The sequence below is a fragment of the Panacagrimonas perspica genome, from assembly GCF_004364935.1.
In the GTDB taxonomy this organism is placed as follows: Bacteria; Pseudomonadota; Gammaproteobacteria; order Nevskiales; family Nevskiaceae; genus Panacagrimonas; species Panacagrimonas perspica.
The window spans coordinates 2118554-2136494 of record NZ_SOBT01000008.1 but is presented as its reverse complement, the minus strand read 5'-3'; the positions used below and the strand labels follow the sequence as shown (position 1 = coordinate 2136494).

At 65.1% G+C, this 17941-nt stretch carries 9 protein-coding genes; 4 read left to right on the top strand and 5 right to left on the bottom strand.

Annotation, left to right across the window (positions count from 1 at the left end):
* Positions 1-4: 4 nt before the first annotated feature.
* The 4 genes from DFR24_RS09645 to DFR24_RS09630 form a co-directional block, all read right to left on the bottom strand.
* Positions 5-1153, bottom strand: coding sequence for a ComEC/Rec2 family competence protein (locus DFR24_RS09645; protein WP_133881050.1), 1149 nt, complete (start codon positions 1151-1153; stop codon positions 5-7).
* Positions 1154-1435: 282 nt separating this feature from the next.
* The gene (locus tag DFR24_RS09640; RefSeq protein ID WP_407075118.1) at positions 1436-2734 is read right to left on the bottom strand and encodes a ribonucleotide-diphosphate reductase subunit beta; all 1299 of its coding nucleotides are present in this window, start codon (positions 2732-2734) and stop codon (positions 1436-1438) included.
* A gap of 29 nt (positions 2735-2763) precedes the next feature.
* Entirely contained in the window at positions 2764-5712 is a 2949-nt protein-coding gene (locus tag DFR24_RS09635) for a ribonucleoside-diphosphate reductase subunit alpha (protein ID WP_133881048.1), read from the bottom strand.
* 756 nt (positions 5713-6468) lie between these two features.
* Positions 6469-7974: an OmpA family protein gene (locus DFR24_RS09630; RefSeq protein ID WP_133881047.1), complete on the bottom strand. Its 1506-nt coding sequence runs from the start codon at positions 7972-7974 to the stop codon at positions 6469-6471.
* Positions 7975-8220: 246 nt separating this feature from the next.
* On the opposite strand from DFR24_RS09630, the gene DFR24_RS09625 reads away from it, so the two are divergent.
* Both DFR24_RS09625 and DFR24_RS09620 read left to right on the top strand, forming a co-directional pair.
* Positions 8221-9828 (top strand): Ig-like domain-containing protein, encoded by a 1608-nt coding sequence (locus DFR24_RS09625; RefSeq protein ID WP_133881046.1) that lies wholly within the window; start codon positions 8221-8223, stop codon positions 9826-9828.
* Positions 9829-10119: 291 nt separating this feature from the next.
* Positions 10120-13008: an Ig-like domain-containing protein gene (locus tag DFR24_RS09620; protein ID WP_162851125.1), complete on the top strand. Its 2889-nt coding sequence runs from the start codon at positions 10120-10122 to the stop codon at positions 13006-13008.
* 117 nt (positions 13009-13125) lie between these two features.
* On the opposite strand, the gene DFR24_RS09615 is transcribed toward DFR24_RS09620, so the two are convergent.
* Positions 13126-14553 carry a WS/DGAT/MGAT family O-acyltransferase gene (locus DFR24_RS09615; RefSeq protein ID WP_133881044.1) on the bottom strand — a complete coding sequence of 476 codons (1428 nt, stop codon included), beginning with the start codon at positions 14551-14553 and terminating at the stop codon, positions 13126-13128.
* Positions 14554-15015: 462 nt separating this feature from the next.
* Between DFR24_RS09615 and DFR24_RS09610 the strand changes: the two genes are divergently transcribed.
* Positions 15016-16875, top strand: coding sequence for a DUF1302 domain-containing protein (locus tag DFR24_RS09610; RefSeq protein WP_133881043.1), 1860 nt, complete (start codon positions 15016-15018; stop codon positions 16873-16875).
* Positions 16872-17837 carry a flavin reductase family protein gene (locus DFR24_RS09605; RefSeq protein WP_133881042.1) on the top strand — a complete coding sequence of 322 codons (966 nt, stop codon included), beginning with the start codon at positions 16872-16874 and terminating at the stop codon, positions 17835-17837. The genes DFR24_RS09610 and DFR24_RS09605 overlap by 4 nt, the downstream gene beginning before the upstream one ends.
* Positions 17838-17941: the final 104 nt, after the last annotated feature.

The window sequence follows — 17941 nt, the reverse complement described above, 5'->3', positions numbered from 1 at the left end:
GCCGCTACCGGCGGCCGTGCACCAAGGGCACGCTACCGACGGCGCTGCTGCCCGCGGTCGAGGTCCGTCCCGCCACCTCCTTTGGCGAAGGGCCTTCCTGCGTGATCTCGAGCTCGAACGGCTCGCCCTTGAAATCGGCCGTCTGATAGAAGTGACCGCTCTTGGATTTTCGGATTGCGTCGTACTCTTGCTTGGCGCGATAGCTGGGCGGGTCGTCGTCGTCGTCGAGGATCTGCTTGGCACTGGCCACGATGCGGCCGAAGTCGCGAATCTGCGAGAGCGCCGACTTTGCGTCCGGCGACACCTGCGCGTTGTCACCGCAGTCCGAAATGCTGTCGTATGACAGGCAGTGCCACGAGCAGTGGTGCGGGCTCAGCAGCACGTCGTACTGCAGCGCGTCAGGCGCATGGCGGTTGCGCTTCCAAAGGTCTTCCCAGATCGCAACTTCGGCATCGCCTCCGCACAGGAATCGGCACGCCTGAGTGTTCCAGCCTGCACCGATCGTGACCTGCACGATGACGCTGGAGTTATTTTTGGAGCGGCGCTCCTCGTCCTCCTCGGAACCCTTGGGCTGCGGGGCCAATAGGTAGGCTGAGAAGTTGGTCTGCAGCTGCCCGCCGATCTCAGAGAAGCGCGTGTCTGCCTTCACAACGATCGCGGCGAGGTCTGCCTGCTTCTCGGGGGATTCGTCCTCGCCGAGGATCTGAATGCGGTCCCCATCGCCCCAGGAGATACCAGCTTGACGGTAGCGCTGCACGCGACGTCGCGCCTCGGCGTTGAACGCCTGCGCGTCCTCGCATAGGACGTGGTGCCGCGACTTACGACGAAAAATCATCGGCGAGGACCACAGCTCCTTGATCAGGATCTTCGCGCTCTTGGCGGGATAGCCCGCAGCCGATCCGGTGTAAAAGTGCGCCTTGAACCCGCGGCAATGGTCTTGATCAGGATGACTGAGCAGGAAGGCGTCGACGTAGTGGCGCCCTTGGTCGTCGGTCTTTAGCCGTGCCTTCAATTGTTTCAGTACATCCGGCGGGGGATCGTCGCCTGAGATGTCGCGGATGTTGCAGTCGATCAGGACGCGTTTGCCGTTTTCCAGCGTCAGCAGCGTCATGTCTCCGTTGTCCACCGGAAAGAACGCGATTTCAGCGACCATCTTCCGAAACTCCCTGACCGCTGGGCCCCAAAAGAAATCCCAGCAGTTGCGATGGGTTATCCCCGAAGCCACCACATATGGGGGTTTGCTGGCGAAATACAAGGGCCGAAAACTGGGCGTGCATCCGTCGCTTCATCAGCGGAAATCGGCTATTTCCGGCTCGTTAGGCCGGACTCCCGCAGTAAAAAAGCCCCCGTGAGGGGGCTTTGGCAATACCTGAATATTTTTGGCACCTGTTGGGGCCAAATTTGGCGGCTGTTGGGTGCTCCGACATATCGGGTGTCAATCCCAGCTCAACGCCCCACCCGTCTGATACTCCGTCACGCGCGTCTCGAAGAAGTTCTTCTCCTTCTTCAGATCCATGACCTCGCTCATCCACGGGAACGGGTTGGTGTCGGCGCCGGGGTAGATCGCCTTGATGCCGATCTGCTGGCAGCGGCGGTTGGCGATGAACTGCATGTACTCGGTGAACATCGCGGCATTCAGGCCCAACACGCCGCGCGGCATCGTGTCGTGGGCGTAGCGGATCTCGAGCTGGGTGGCCTCGTGGATCATGTCGGCGGCCTGCTTCTGGAACTCGGCGGTCCACAGATGCGGGTTTTCGATCTTGATCTGGTTGATCACGTCGATGCCGAAGTTCATGTGCATGGCTTCGTCACGCATGATGTACTGGATCTGCTCGGAGGCGCCGACCATCTTGTTGCGACGGCCGAAGCTGAGCAGCTGCACGAAGCCCACGTAGAAGAAGATGCCTTCGAACACGACGTAGAAGGCGATCATGTCGCGCAGCAGGCGCTGATCGGCTTCCGGCGTGCCGGTGTGGAAGCTCTCGTCGGCGAGGCTCTGCGTGTACGGCAGGCTCCACGCGGCCTTGTCGTGGATGCTCGGCACTTCGCGGTACATGTTGAAGACTTCGGCTTCGTCGAGGCCGAGGCTCTGGATGATGTACTGGTAGGCGTGCGTGTGGATCGCTTCCTCGAACGCCTGGCGCAGGATGTACTGGCGGCATTCGGGATTCGTGATGTGCTTGTAGACCGCGAGCACGAGGTTGTTGGCCACCAGCGAATCGGCGGTGCTGAAGAAGCCCAGGGAGCGCTTGATGATCGTGCGCTCGTCTTCCGTCAGACCGTTCGGATCGTTCCACAGCGCGATGTCCGCGCTCATGCCCACTTCCTGCGGCATCCAGTGGTTGTTGCAGGCAGCCAAGTACTTCTCCCAGGCCCAGTGGTACTTGAACGGCACCAGCTGGTTGAGGTCGGCGCGGCAGTTGATGATCTTCTTGTCGTCGACCTGGATGCGGCGGGCGCCCATGTCCAGGTTCTCGAGGCCGGTGAAGCCGGCTTCGACCTTGGTGGACTCGGCTTGGGCGCGCTGCGGGGCGGCGCTGGGTGAAGCGGCCATCACGACGGCAGGATGCGGCGCAGCGGCAGACGCGCGAGGCGCGGCAGCCGGCGAGGCCTTGGTCGGGGCAGGGGTTGCGGGTTCGTCGTCCCAGGAAAGCATGTCGGTACTCCGTTTCTTTTCAGCTTGGACCGCGTTGCCGCGGTCCGGATGTTTGGGTTGAGTCTTCGGTTCTTGAATGAGTCAGGCTGCCGAAGGTCTCCCTGAAACTATTGGCAGGCCTCGCAGCCCGGATCCAGGATCGAGCAGACGTTGGCGCCGGACACATCGGTGGCCGCACGCGGCATCGTGATGGGGCCCGACGCCGCTGCCGCGGACGATCCCGCGCTGTCGCCGTTGCCCACCTTGTTCAGACGGCCATCGGTGATGGTGGTCTTCTCGGCGTGCGAGGCGCCCAGCGTGCGCAGGTAGTACGTGGTCTTCAGGCCGCTGGTCCAGGCGTGGCGATACAGCTCGTCGAGCTTCTTACCGCTCGGCGCCGCCATGTACAGGTTCAGCGACTGCGCCTGGTCGATCCACTTCTGACGGCGCGAGCCCGCGTCGATCAGGCGCTTGGAATCCACCTCGAACGCGCACTTGTAGATTTCCTTGAGCTCGTGCGGCACGCGGTCGATCTTCTGCACGCTGCCGTCGTAGTACTTGAGGTCGTGCGCCATCACCTCGTCCCACAGGTTCAGGGCCTTCAGGTCGTTGGCGAGGTACTCGTTGATGACCGTGAACTCGCCCGACAGGTTGGACTTCACGTACAGGTTGCTGAACTGCGGCTCGATCGACTGCGACACGCCGGTGATGTTGGCGATGGTCGCGGTGGGCGCGATCGCCATGCAGTTGGAGTTGCGCATGCCCACGGTCTGCACGCGGGCACGCAGCGTGTTCCAGTCGAAACGACCGGACTGCGAGCCGTCCTGCTTGAGGTACTGGGCGCCACGTGCGTCGGAGAGCAGCTTGATGGAGTCGATCGGCAGGATGCCGCGATCCCACAGCGAGCCCTTGAACGTGGTGTAGCTGCCGCGCTCTTCGGAGAGGTTGGAGCTGGCCTTGATCGTGAAGTAGCTGATCGCTTCCATCGACTCGTCGGCGAACTTGATCGCGGCGTCGCTCTCGTACGGCAGGCGCAGCTTGTACAGCGCATCCTGGAAGCCCATGACACCCAGGCCCACCGGGCGGTGGCGCAGGTTGGAATTGCGCGCGGTCGCCACCGAGTAGTAGTTGTACTCGATGACGTTGTCGAGCATGCGCAGCGCGGTGTTGATGGTCTTCTCGAGCTTCGCTTCGTCGAGCTTGCCGTCGACGATGTGCGCCGGCAGGTTCACCGAACCCAGGTTGCACACGGCGATTTCGGAGCCGGCCTTGGTGTTCAGCGTGATCTCGGTGCAGAGATTGGAGCTGTGCACCACGCCGACGTGCTGCTGCGGGCTGCGAACGTTGCACGGATCCTTGAACGTGACCCAGGGATGGCCCGTCTCGAACAGCATCGACAGCATCTTGCGCCAGAGGCCCAGCGCCTGGACGCGCTTGTAGTTCTTGATGCGGCCTTCGTCGGCCAGCTTCTCGTATTCGTTGTAGCGCTTCTCGAACGCTTCGCCCATCAGGTCATGCAGGTCGACCGTGTCCTCGGGCGAGAACAGCGTCCACGGGCCGTCTTCCATGACGCGCTTCATGAACAGGTCCGGCACCCAGTTGGCGGTGTCGATGTCATGCGTGCGGCGACGGTCGTCACCGGTGTTCTTGCGCAGGTCGAGGAATTCCTCGACGTCGCGGTGCCAGGTCTCCAGGTACGCGCACAGGGCGCCCTTGCGCTTGCCACCCTGGTTCACGGCCACGGCCGTGTCGTTGGCCACCTTCAGGAACGGCACGACGCCGTTGGACTTGCCGTTGGTGCCCTTGATGTAGGCACCCATGCCGCGCACCGGCGTCCAGTCGTTGCCCAGGCCACCGGCAAACTTGGACAGCATCGCGTTGTCGTGGATGGCGCCGAAGATGCCGTGCAGATCGTCCGGCACCTGCGTGAGGTAGCAGCTCGACAGCTGCGGGCGCAGCGTGCCGCTGTTGAACAGCGTCGGCGTGCTCGACATGAAGTCGAACGAGGAGAGCAGCGTGTAGAACTCGATGGCGCGCGCCTCGCGCTCCACTTCGTTCATGGCCAGGCCCATCGCCACGCGCATGAAGAAGGCCTGCGGCAGTTCGAAGCGGACCTTGTTCGAATGGATGAAGTAGCGGTCGTACAGCGTCTGCAGGCCGAGGTAGTCGAACTTGGCGTCGCGGTCCGGCAGCAGGGCTTCGCCCAGCGTGTGCAGGTCGAACAGGCACAGCTTGGGGTCGACCAGCTCGAGTTCGGCGGCCTTGTGGATGAAGTCGCGGAAGTAGTCGGCGTACAGGCCCTTCATTTCCTCGAACGTGGGTCGCGTCTGCGGCTCACCGAGGAACTTCAGCGCCTCGTGGCGCATCGCGTCGAGCAGCAGGCGCGCCGACACGTAGGTGTAGTTGGGCTCCTTCTCGATGCGGGCGCGGGCGGCGAGGGTCAGCGCCTGGCTCAGCTCGGCCTCGGGAATGCCGTCGTACAAGTCACGCACGGCGGCGGTCACCACTTCCTCGCCATCGACACCGGTCAGGCCCGCGCAGGCCTCGGCGGTGAGACGGTGCATGCGGGGTTCGTCGAGCGGTACGACCGAGCCGTCGTCGAGCTTGACGTTGAGGGCAGCCTTGGCGCGCTGGGCGGGGGTCTGCTTGGCGGCTTCGGCGGCGCGCTCCTTGGCGCGCTCGTTGCGGTACAGAACGTAATCGCGGGCGACCTTGTGCTCGCCGGCGCGCATCAGCGCGAGCTCGACCTGATCCTGGATGTCCTCGATGTGCAGCGTGCCGCCGCCATTGAGGTGGCGCGTCAGCGCCTGGGTGACCTGCGTGGTGAGTTCGGCGACGAGCTGGCGCACGCGCGACGAGGCGGCAGCCTGGCCGCCTTCGACAGCAAGGAAGGCCTTGGTCAGCGCGATGGAGATCTTCGAGCCGTCGAAGCTGGTGAGCTTGCCGTTGCGGCGGATCACCTTGATGCCGCCCGGCGCCGTGGCGGCGAGTTCGGCGGTGGACGCTGACGAGGAGGCGGACGCGGCGCGCCGGGTTTCGATGCTGCCGGTGCCGGTTTCGATGGGTTGCAGACTCATGTTTTTTTGACCCCTCCAAGTTCGATAAGTGGCCACCCGTGGCGGCGAGATGGTTCTCGCGGTCCCGAATGCCGTCGCGAGTTCCAAGGGCCTCGAGGATCGCTGCGACCCTGCGAGCAGGGAACGGCAGCGACGAGTCCTCCGGAGTCCTTCGAAATCGCGGTGTGAGTTCCGGTACGCCCCAGGCCTGATCGAGTGGCTTTCTGTCGCCTTCTCAAGCCCACCGCGTCACCGTCTCGCAACAATATCTAGTGGTTTTCGGGTGGGTCAACCCCTACATTCTGTGGTCAAGCTTGTGGGAGCGGACTGAGTAGCTTGTGTTCTGCCTGTGGATTGTTGGGCTAAGTCACGGGCATCCCGAAGGGTTTGCGATCTGCTCCAGTTTTCGGGCGGTCGGCGGGGTCGCCTTTATGTCCGACAGACGGCAGATGTGGAGCGCTTCGGCGCCACCCTCGGAGGGCCGATCAATGGCCAATGGAAACAAGCTTCCCCATGAACTTTGCGAGGTTTTTTCGAGCTTTTTTATTTTGTGATTAAAAATAGGATTTCAATCTTCAACTGGCGATATCAGAACGAGCAGATGTCCTGTCCGCGCAGCCAACCTCCCTGACGGTGACGGATAACCGGATTACCTTGGGGACCCTCTCGAGTGGAGGGATCCCGCATCGCAGGGCCGGCGAGTTGCCGGCGGATGACCCAAGAAAAAGGGCCCGGCAGGAAAACCTGCCGGGCCCTAGGTACTGCTAGGTCGCGGTGTTAGTTCCCGATGACGCGGAACTCGACGCGACGATTTTCTTCCTGGCCTTCCGCGGTGCTGTTGTCAGCAATCGGAGCGGTCTCGCCGTAGCCCACCGGGCGCAGGCGGTTGCCGCTGACGCCGCGGCCGTCGAGGTAGCGCTTGACCGAGATCGCACGACGCTCGGACAGGCCCAGGTTGTACGCATCGGTGCCCAGGCTATCCGTGTGGCCCTGGACTTCGACGACGACATCCGGGTACGCGGCGAGGGTATCGGCCACGTCATTGAGGATCAGTTCCGCCGGCTTGGTCAGCTTGTCCGAGTCGAACTCGAACTTGACCCCGCGCAGGATGAAGCGCTGATCCAGTGCGCAACCGTTGGCGTCGACAGCCTCACCAGCGCGCGGCTTGCGGCAGTCGCCCACCAGGGCGCAACCGTTGGGCAGCACCTTCAGGCCAGGCGGCGTGTTCGGGCACTCGTCGAGGTAGTCGGGAATGCCGTCGCCATCGCTGTCGAGCGGGCAGCCATCCGGGCCCACCTTGATCTTCGGATCCGAATTCGGGCACTTGTCGAGGTGATCAGGGATGCCGTCGCCATCCTTGTCGCTGATGTCGCAACCCTGAGCGTTCACCGCCGAGCCAGGCTTGGTATCCGGGCAACGATCGAGGTAGTCGGGGATGCCGTCGCCATCGCTGTCGATCGGGCAACCACGGCCATCGACCCTCACGCCAGCCGGGGTACCCGGGCACTGGTCGAGGTGATCAGGCACGCCGTCGCCGTCGGAGTCGAACGGGCAACCGCTGGCGTCGACGGGCGAGCCGGGCGGCGTGTTCGGGCACTTGTCGAGGTAGTCGGGCACGCCGTCCTGATCGAGATCGATCGGGCAGCCGTCCGAGTACACCTGCACACCCTTGGGGGTGTCGGGGCACTTGTCCTTGCCGTTGGGAACGCCGTCGCCGTCGTCGTCGCCAGGATCGGCGCCGAACTTGGCACGCGCACCAACGGTGGCGGTCCAGACGTAGAAGGTGTCCTCGGGAACGATGCCTTCCTTGCTGATGAAGTCGAGGTTGTACCGGCTCTCGACTCGCAGATCCCAACGCTTGGTCATCGGGATGAACAAGCCGCCGCCCAGCGCCACACCGCCGCCGTCGAGCGTCTCGTCGAGGAAGTCGATCGTGTGCGCGTTAAGGTTGGCGAGCAGGAACGGGCGAACCCCCCAGCTCGGATTGCCCATCGTGCCGATCAGGTTCATACCGACCGTGATGCGCTCGTACTTGCCGGTGGAAGAGGGCAGATCGCCCACGTCCAGCTCGCTGTAGCCGGCTTCAAGCTCGAAGCCGAAATTGTTGTTGATCGACCTTCCGATGCCGAGAACTCCGGCCGGACCGAAGTCCCCATCGGAGAAGACGGCGCCGATCGAAGGAGAGATGTACCAGCGGGTGTCTTCATCTTCTCCCGCCGCAGTTACGACACCGGTCGCCCCCAACAGCAAGAGTCCGGCAACCCATTTCCAGGACTTCAACATTCTTAGCTCCCCAACCTAGATCGTGCGATGACGAATATTGGCGCGACTGCGCTGATGCCGCTGACTCGCTACTTACAAAACTCCCCAAGCTCAGCGGACTTCCCGAAGCATGCAGGCGTGAGGATAACCTCTCGGCGACAAGCTCAGTGGTTCGATTATGATTGGAGGGAAGTTAGACGTAAACATGGAATGCGTCGTAAGGCGATGCCGAATAGTTGATCAGGGATCAAGGGAGAGTGAAGGCAAATGAAGATTCTGCGAACGATGGCGCTGCTCGTGCTAGGCGCCGCCGGGCTGACGGGATGCGGTGATGGAGGGGTCCAAAGCCCGGACTTCACGACCGAATTGCGCGCACTGACGCTGAGCACGACGGCAGCGGACGACGCCAGCACCTCTGACCCGAACCAGTACTTCCTCGCTCTGGGCCTGGATTCCGAGGCCAACGAGATCACCGCCGTCGGCCTGTGCAACACCCCCCCGGGCACCGACGAAGACGACGCCGATGCCATCAGCCCCGATGGCGACCTCCTTGTTAATTGCGGCCCGCGCGACGCTTCCTACCGCATCGTCGGCGCCAATGGCGGCGCTGCCCACGTCACCAACGGCCGCATCATCGGCGACGCGATCGGAACGGTCACCGTGACCGCGACGGAAGACGATGCCGAGAGCAATTCCCTGACTTTCCGCATCGGCAGCGCCATCGTCACCGAGCTTCAGGTCACCCCCGAGAACCCGCCGGCGGTCTCGGTCAACGAAACCATCACCTTCACCGCCACGGCCGTGTTCTCGGACGGCACGACCACCCCGATCCAGGCCACCTGGACCGCCACGGGCGCTGGCGGCGCTGCATTGCCTGCCGGCACCGTCGTCTTCGATGCAGGTCCGAGCAACACCACCCCGGTCACGCCGCAGCCCGGCAGCCAGGGCCAGACCATCGTCATCACCGGCTCGATCTCGTCGGACAATGGCAATGGCGGCACGGTCGAGGCGACCGATTCGTCCACCTTTACCGTCAGTAATGAAGTGCTCGCCTCGCTGCTGCGCGTCGAGCCGGCCAATCCCGTCGTGGCGCCTGGCGCAACGGTGGCGTTCACCGCCATCGGGCAGTACACCGGCGGCACCGCGCCGCGTGAAGGCGCCATCCCCGCTGGGCAGGTCACCTGGGCCAGCGCCGATACCGGGGTTGCGACCATTGTTCCGACGACCGGTGTCGCTACCGGTGTTCCGCCGGGCGGCGCCCAGACGACGATCACGGCTGCGCTGGTGAACCCGGGCAGCGTCCCGGCCGGCGGCCAGACCACCGCGAACACCACGCTGACCGTCACCGATGCCCAGTGCGTTGCGCCGCTTCTGCTCGCACAGGGAGCCGTGGCCAGCGAGACGATCACCGGGCTCTGCGTGGGCTGCGCGGTCGCCAACCGCGACGCTTCGATCGACGGTGACGCCACCACGTTCGCGACGATTTCCACGCCGGTCGGCCTGCTGCTGGGTACGGCTTCGCTGAACGTCGATTCCGCTCCGGCAGCTGCGGATATCGCGGCCGGGTCGCGTGCGGGCTTCATCGTCGCCAAGCCGCCGGGCCTGCTGACGGCCGAACTGCTGTCGACGCTCTCCGTCAGCACGCGTGCGAATGGCGCACTTGTCGAGGCCGCCGGCGCGAACCAGACGACGCCGCTGGGCATCACGCTGCTCGGCGTGATCGGGGGCCAGGACGCAGCGCTGCTGAGCTTCGTCACCACGCAGCCGTTCGATGGCGTGTCCGTGACCTTCAATACGGGCGTGGCGTCGGTTCTGCCGACCGTGAACGTGTTCCAGGCCTGCGGAAATTCGGTCAACGGATCGCCGCCAGAATAAGGATCTGCGATCGCTGAAATCGAGAAGGGCCCCGCAAGGGGCCCTTCTCATTTGTATGGGGCCGGGAAGCCGCCCACGGAGTCAGTCGATGCGCGATTTACCGGTGCCGGGACATCTGGCGATGGTCTTGCCTCGCAATTCGGCACTGGGAAATCGCGGGCGCCACGCAATAACGGGCCCTACGTGCAGCTTTCGGCGCGCAAGTATGTTTATTATTCGCAGATAGGGGCGAAACGAAGCCGGTTTCGCGAACTTCTGTCTCAGAATTCAAATTGCATGGGAGTAGGGGCGATGCATTTTTTCAGAGCGATCCTGATTGGCCTGCTTGCGCTGATCGCGACAGGCTGCGGTAAGGGCGGTGTTCAAAGCCCCGACTTCACGCCGGTCCTGCAGAACCTGACCGTCACGCCAGCCACGGCCACGGTTGCCGCGGGTCTGACGCAGCAGTTCACGGTGGTGGGTGTGTACTCGGTCCCCCCTGGCTCTGACGCCGATTCGGATCCCCGCCCCATCGAAAACGTCGAATGGAGCAGCAGCGACACCAGCCGCGCGACCATCGACGCCGACGGTCTGGTCACGGCGATCAGTGCAGGTCCCGTCACCATCACGGCGTCTGCCGATGGTGTGGAAGGAACCGCTTTGCTGACGGTCGGAGCCCCGCAGCTCCAGTCGCTGACGATCACGCCTGCCACCTCGACGGTTGCGGTGGACAGCTCCACGCAGCTCACGGCCACCGGTGCGTTCTCCGACGGCAGCACGCAGCCGGTGAGCGCCACCTGGAGCTCGGGCAACACCACCTTCGTGACGGTCACGGCAGGCCCCGCCACCACGACGAGCGCCACGGGCGTTTCGGTGGGGACGGCGACCATCACCGCCACTGCCGACGGCGGCCTGACGGCCACCGCAACGGTCGCGGTTCGCGCACGCGTCGTCAGCATCACGATCGTCCCCGATACCGGCACCTCGCCGGCGGGTCGCCCGTTCCAGTACAGCGCCACGGGCACCATCAAGACCGGTCCGACCACCAACAGCACCGGCAACACGACTGACGGCAGCCTGAGCGGCGTCGTATGGTCGATCGCCAACGCGGTGGGCGACACCAACCCCGCGCAGGTCGCCAACATCGATTCGACCCTCGGCATCGCCACCGGCCTTCGCGTCGGAAACGCCGTGGTCACCGCCGCAGTGGACACGGCAACCGATACGGCCGCTTTCGTCGTGACGCCCGCCGTGCTCGACCGCATCTCCATCACGCCGGCCAATCCTTCGCTGGCGCTGGGTGCAACGGCTCCGCTGACGGCCAACGGTGTGTTCACCGACGGCCGCCTCCAGCAGGTGTCCGTCACCTGGTCGCTGCAGTCCTCGTCGGTTCCGGGCATCGTCACGTTCGACCCGAACCCGGCCCCCGTCACTCAAGTCACGGCTGCAGTCGTGGGTACGGGCACGATCCTGGCCACCGCCGTCAGCGATCCTTCGATCACCGGCACCACGGGCGTCACCGTCACCAACGCGGTCCTGCAGGCCATCGTCGGTATCAATCCGCCGCTGGCCAGCGTGAACCCGGGCCGTTCGATCGAGTTCCATCTCCAGGGTCGCTTCTCCGATAACGTCGTCCGCGATATCGACGACAGCACGGTGACCTGGACCAGCGGAACGCCCGCCGTCGCCACCATCGATGCCGATGGCATCGCCACCGGTGTGTCCGAAGGCCAGACGGTCATCACTGCCACGACGACGGCCATCACCCCCGGCACGGCGACGGCAACGCTTACGGTGACCAATTCGCAGTGCACCACGCCCTTGCTCGCCACCAACGGCGTGCAGGTAACCCCGCTGGCCAGCGGCCTGTGCCTGGGCTGCTCGGTGCTCAACAGCGCGGGCATCATCGACGCGTCCGACACGACGTTCGGAACGCTGTTCGCGCCGGTCGGGGTGTCCAACCAGGCCACGATTTCCGCCCTGGTCACCAACGGTGCCAACACGCCGGACTTCGCGGGCGGCAATAACGCGGGCTTCCTGATCGGTGCGCCGGTGGGCGTCCTGGGGGCCTCGGTTGCACAGCGCGTCCAGGTCGCCACGCTGTTCAATGGCGCCGTCCGTGAAACGTCGGGTGACCTCATTCCGCTGCGCGTGGAAGCGCTCGGCCAGCTGATCCTGCCGGGTGGCGTCCCCAGCGAGAATTACCTCGTCTCGATCCGGACCAGCCTGCCGTACGACGGCATCATGATCACGTCGGTCTCCGGCGTGGCCCAGGTCCTGTCCGATGTGCAGGTGTTCCAGGCTTGCGGCACGGTCACCCCTGCGGTGCAGCCGGCGCTGGTGGCCCTGTCCAGGATCGAGCCCATCGCCCCGACGATCGTTGCGGGCCAGGCACGCAACCTGGTCGCCTACGGCACGCTGTCCAACGGCACCGAAGTCGAGATCGCGGATGCGGACCTGAACTGGACGAGCAACAACGTCTCGGCAGCCACGGTCGATGCGAATGGTCTGGTCACGGCGGTTGCGCCGGGTCTGGCTACCGTCACCGCCACGCTGAAGTCGACGGTGACGGCGACCGGGGCGCGTAGCGCGGTGTCCAACGTGACGGTCATCAGCGGGGTCTGCACCACGCCGTTCCTGGTGTCGCCGACTCCCCTGACGGTTCCTGGTTCCACTGCCAGCGGGGCCCCGTTCGGTATCTGCCTGTTCTGCAACGTGGCCAACCCGACCAACGCGATCGACGGGCAGCTGCTCTCGGGCGCCACGGTCAGCGTCCCGGTGGCTCTGCTCTCTCCGATCATCCCGTCCGGCGCTTCGCTGTCGGTGCTCGGCCCGGTGGGTACGACGATCCAGCCTCCGGCGGGTGGCCAGTTCACCGGCTTCGTGATCGGCCGACCGCTGAATCCGTTGCTGCAGGCGGAACTGCTCGACAGCATCCAGGTGAGCACGCTGCGCCGTACGCCGGCGGGTCCGGTCGTGGTGGAAACCGTCACAAGCGGCCCCCAGAGCCCGCTGCGGCTGGGTCTGCTCGGCCTGGGACTGGTCGACGAGAACGAGCTGGTGCTCGCCGGCATCCGCGCCACGCAGCCGTACGACGGTATCCGCGTGACGTTCAATGCGGGCCTGGCCACGGCTCTGAGCAACTTCCTGGTGTACGAGTCTTGCGCCGCCGCCGTCGAGCCGACGGTAGGCGATCAGTAAGCAGGAAGCGCTAAAGCTGTAATGGAAAAGGGGCTCTCCGGAGCCCCTTTTTCTTGCCTGCGATCCGGTGGTGGCCGTCGTGGCCGGCGCCGGTGACGGGCGGAACGCCGCCCCGGCTCAGGCCCCTTTGCGGTGTCCCTGAGCCGCGCGCCGACGCACCGCCGTCTTGATGCCGACGCTCTGCTCCAGCGCCACCAGCGCATCCCCCGTGTACACCGCCAGCCGCTGCAGGCTGGGCAGGGCGTCCCGGCACCCGGTGAAGCCGATGCTCAGGCGATCCGCGTAGCCCACGACGGTGACGTTGAGCGCGTAGCCGTCGAACAGCACGGAGATCGGATACATCGCCTCGAGCTCGGCGCCGTTGAGGTACAGCCGCTGCTTCGACGCGACCACGTTGGACACGACGAAATTGAAGATCGGCGGCGCCTTGGCCGCCAGGCCGGTCATCTGGCCGAGGATCAGCGGCGACATGCCGAGCAGCGTGAACTGCTGCAGCGCCGACGGCGACATGGCGCGCAGCTGCTCCTTGCCCCGTCGCGTCACCGCGCCCACGTCGCCCAGGCCGCGCAGCAGATCGTCGTGCATCGTCGGCAACGGGCAGACCAGTCCGGCCACGGCGTTGCCTGCCTTGCCATCGGCGCGAGCCAGGCCCACCGGCATCGAGGCGATCAGCGGCTTGTCCGGCAGCGCGTTCAGCTCGCGCAGGTAGCGCCGTGCGGCGGCGGCGCAGATCACCAGGCAGATGTCGTTGATGGGGGCGCCGGTGGCGTCGCCGATGGCCTTGAAACGCGACAGCTCGTAGAGCTGCGTGGCGAGGCGGCGCTGCGGGGTGATCGGCACGTTGAATGGCGTGCGCGGCGTCTCCAGCGCGGAATACGCGCCGCCTTCGGGATTCTCCGCGCGATTGGTCATCTTGCGCAGCGTGCGCGCCAGTTCTCCGGCCGAGCGCAACTGATCACCGGCGAGTTCGAGCGTACGACGCAGCACGTTGCCCATCTGCGCGACTTCCTTGCCGCGTCCTTCGACGCCCGGCGGCAGCGCCCACGGCGCAATCGCGTTGCGCATCGACGGACTCGGCGACAGCCAGGTCTTCACCATTCCCAGCGCGCCGATGCCGTCCCAGGCCGCGTGGTGCGCCTTGAAGTAGATCGCGAAGCGTCGACGTTCGAGCCCCTCGATCAGGTGCATCTCCCAGGGCGGGCGGGCGAGATCGATCGCGTTCGAATGAAGGCGCGCGACCAGCACGCCGAGTTCGCGCTCTCCGCCGGGCCACGGCAGCGACGAATGCCGCAGGTGGTAATCGATGTCGAGATTCGCCACCGTCTCCCACGCGGGCGCCACGCGTGCGAACCGCTTCTGCACCAGCTTGTAGTTGAACGGTGGCGTGATGACGGCCTGTTCTCGCAGCGCCTGGAACAGCTGGCGCAGGTAGTCACGCGGCGCCTTGTCGGGCAGCCGGAACGTGAGCAGTGCTCCGATGTTCATCGGTGTGCGCGGCGTCTCCAGCGTGATGAAAGCAGCGTCGATCGGACCGAGACGATTCATGTGGACTCCTGCATGCGCGGCGAGGTTGCGTGTCGGAACGGGGTAGTGCATCAGTTTGAAAAGCTTTCACCGCGAAGACGCAAAGGGCGCAAAGAACTTAGGCAGCGAAATGGTTCCCGCTTTGCGCCCTTTGCGCCTTCGCGTTGGAGATTTCCTTCACCGATCCGGTCTTCGGAATTGAAACCGAGTGACGATCTGGGCGCACCGCCGTCGCGTGCACCTTGCCTCCCGCGGCCTCGATCGTCATTGCAGGCCATTGCGCGCGCTGGCGCTTCGTCCGCTCCGATGAGCGATTCTCCGCTACTCACTTCGGGTGAGGCTCGCCTGGAGGGCAGCGCCTAACGTAGCTTCATCAGTATCCGCACCAACGTCGCCCGTATCAGGGGCGGCACGCGATGGATGCAGGTCGACGATGTTTGAAACGACAAGGCCGCTCCAGCGGCCGCAGCAGGAGGAGCTGAGATGAAACTCGATGGCCTGGCCGACGGATCCCTGCGTGCGCGAATCGCGATGCCCTTGGCGGCCGCGGTGTTGCTCGGCGCGCTCAGCACCGGATTGCAGGCCGGCACCTACGAGTTCGGCGGCGGCGCCGAGATGGAATACAAGCTGACCGCGTCGTATGCGCTGGCCATGCGCACGCGCAATCCGCACGGTGCGCTGATCGACGGCCCGATCGATCCCTTGCAGCCGGTCGTGCTGCCGCCGGGACAGATCGCCGGGTTCACGCATCCGGGCCTGCCGACGACGATCAATTCCGACGACGGCAACCGCAATTTCCGCCGCGGCAGCCTGATCAACAACCGCGGCAGCGCGCTGGGCGAGCTGAAGTTCCGCTGGAACGAGTTCGGCGCCGTGTTCAGCGGCAGCGCGTTCTACGATGCGGTCTACGACAAGAAGAACGACAACAACTCGCCCGACACGGTCAACAAGCTGGGCGACCACGACGCGTTCACCAAGGGCACCGAGTATTACGACGGCAAGCGCTCGCGCATGCTCGAGGCCTACGCGTACGCGGACTTCGCGCTGCTCGAGGACTCCGTGCTCAGCATGCGTTTCGGCAAGCAGCTGGTCGCCTACGGCGAGAGCCTGTTCTTTCCCGGTGTCTCCGGCGCAATGGCGCCCAACGATGCGACCAAGGCCTTCGTCCCCGGCGCCGAGATCAAGGACATCCTGCTCCCGGTCTACCAGGCGGCGGTGAATCTCTCGGTGGGTCTGGATCTGAGCTTCTTCGGCTTCTACCAGCTCGACTGGAAGCCGACGGAAGTCTTCCCGGTCGGCGACCTGTTCTCGCCCGCCGATCTCGTCGGACCCGGCGCCACGTTCGCCTACGGCTCGATCAACCCGGCCGCGCTCGACGGCTGCCCGGGCCTGCTCGGCCCGCTGTCGCCGCTGTGCAATCTCGGCGGCATCGGTACGCCATTGCTCAACGCACCGGCCACGATCAACGTGCAGCGCGAGGCCGACATCCGGCCCGACGACGACGGCCAGTTCGGCGGCGGCCTGCGCTACCAGGTGACCTCGGTGACCAGCGTCGGCGCGTACTACCTGCGCTATCACAGCCACAACCCGACGGTGCAGCTCAACACCGGCTTCGCCTACATCGGCAGCGTGGCCGGCCTGCCGATCACCACCTCGGTGATCAACCAGTACGTGCCGGTGACGTACAACGTGAAGTACTTCGACGACATCGAGATGATCGCCGGCAGCTTCTCGACGGTGCTCGAGCCGTTCAACATCGGTGGCGAATTCATCTATCGCGACGGCATCGACGTGTCGGTGCAGTCGATCATCTCCGGCGTGCTCAGCCCGATCTTCGTTCCGGCCAAGGTCTACTCGGGCCAGCTCTCCGCGCTGTACGTCTCCAACCCGCGCTTCCTCTGGTACGACGAACTCGCGTTCGTCAACGAGGTGAAGTACCTCTACGTCGGCGAAGTCGAGCGCATGTCGCAGCAGAATGGCGTCACGCCGGTCCGCGGCGGCGACCAGCTCTTCAACGATCGCAAGGCCTGGGGCTACCAGTCGCTCGCACTGCTGACCGGCCGCAACATCATGGCGGGCTGGGATCTGAAGAACTCCGTGGCCTGGGCGCATGCCGTGAACGGCAACCCGTCGACCAACGGCGACTTCGGTCCCCTGTTCGGTGAAGGCGACCGGCGGCTGACGCTGACCGGCGGCCTGCAGTACCTGCAGAACCTGGAGTTCTCGCTGGGCTACAACTTCTTCTTCGGCAATCCGCACAAGGGCATCCGCGGCAGCATCGTCAAGCAGAACCCGGTGTCCGACCGCGACTACGTGACCTTCACCGTCAAGTACAACTTGTGAGCGAAGCGGCGCCGCAGTTCGACGCAGCCGGGTTCCGCAAGGCGCTCGGCAGCTTCGCCACCGGCGTCACGATCATCACCTCGCGCGACGGCGCGGGTGCGCCCGTCGGGCTCACGGTCAACAGTTTCAACTCGGTTTCGCTGAGCCCGCCGCTGGTGCTGTGGAGCCTGGCCGAGACCTCCAACAGCCTGTCGATCTTCCGCGCCGCGACGCACTGGGCCGTGCACGTGCTCGCTACCGACCAGGAAGCGCTGTCGGGACGTTTCGCGCGCCGTGGCGAAGACAAGTTCGCGGGTGTCGAGGTGGAGGCGGGTGTCGGTGACGTGCCGCTGCTGCGCGGATGCAGCGCGCGCTTCCAGTGCCGCACCGCGTTCCAGTACCAGGGCGGCGACCACGTGATCTTTGTCGGCGAAGTGCTGGCCTTCGATCGCGCGGAGACGGCGCCGCTGGTGTTCCATGCGGGCCGCTATGCGCACGCCACGCGTCGCGAGGCCAGCGACAGCGCACCGCGCAATGCCTGGCTGGAAGGCAGCTTCAACGAAGGCTTTCTCGGCTACCTGCTCGGCCGTGGGCACCTGCAGTTCTTCGCGCGCGTGCGTCCGCTGCTGGCCGAGGAGAAGCTCAGCGACGAGGAGTTCTACCTGCTGTCGACGTTGACGCTCAAGCAGCGCCTCGAGAACGACGAGATCGAGAAAGGTCTCCAGGGCATTTCGGACGAGAGCCGTGGCGCGGCGCTCGATGCGCTGCATTCACGCGGACTGGTGCAGGTCGACGCCACTGGTGCCTGCCAGCTCACGCCGACCGGCAGCGCCTGTGCACTGCGCCTCATCTCCGCGGCCAAGGCGGTGGAGTCGCAGATCATCGATCAGTTGGGAGCGGGCGAGGCGGCTGCGCTGAAGTCACTGCTCAACCGTTTGATCCACGTGCTCGACCCGAAGGTCGAGGCGCTCTGGAGCGAATAGGAAGACGCGCCGCTCCCGGCGAAAACCGTAGCCCGGACGAAGTCCGGGATTCTCCGTCGACGCATGACCCTTCCTGCTTCGAGCGGCATCCCGGACTTCGTCCG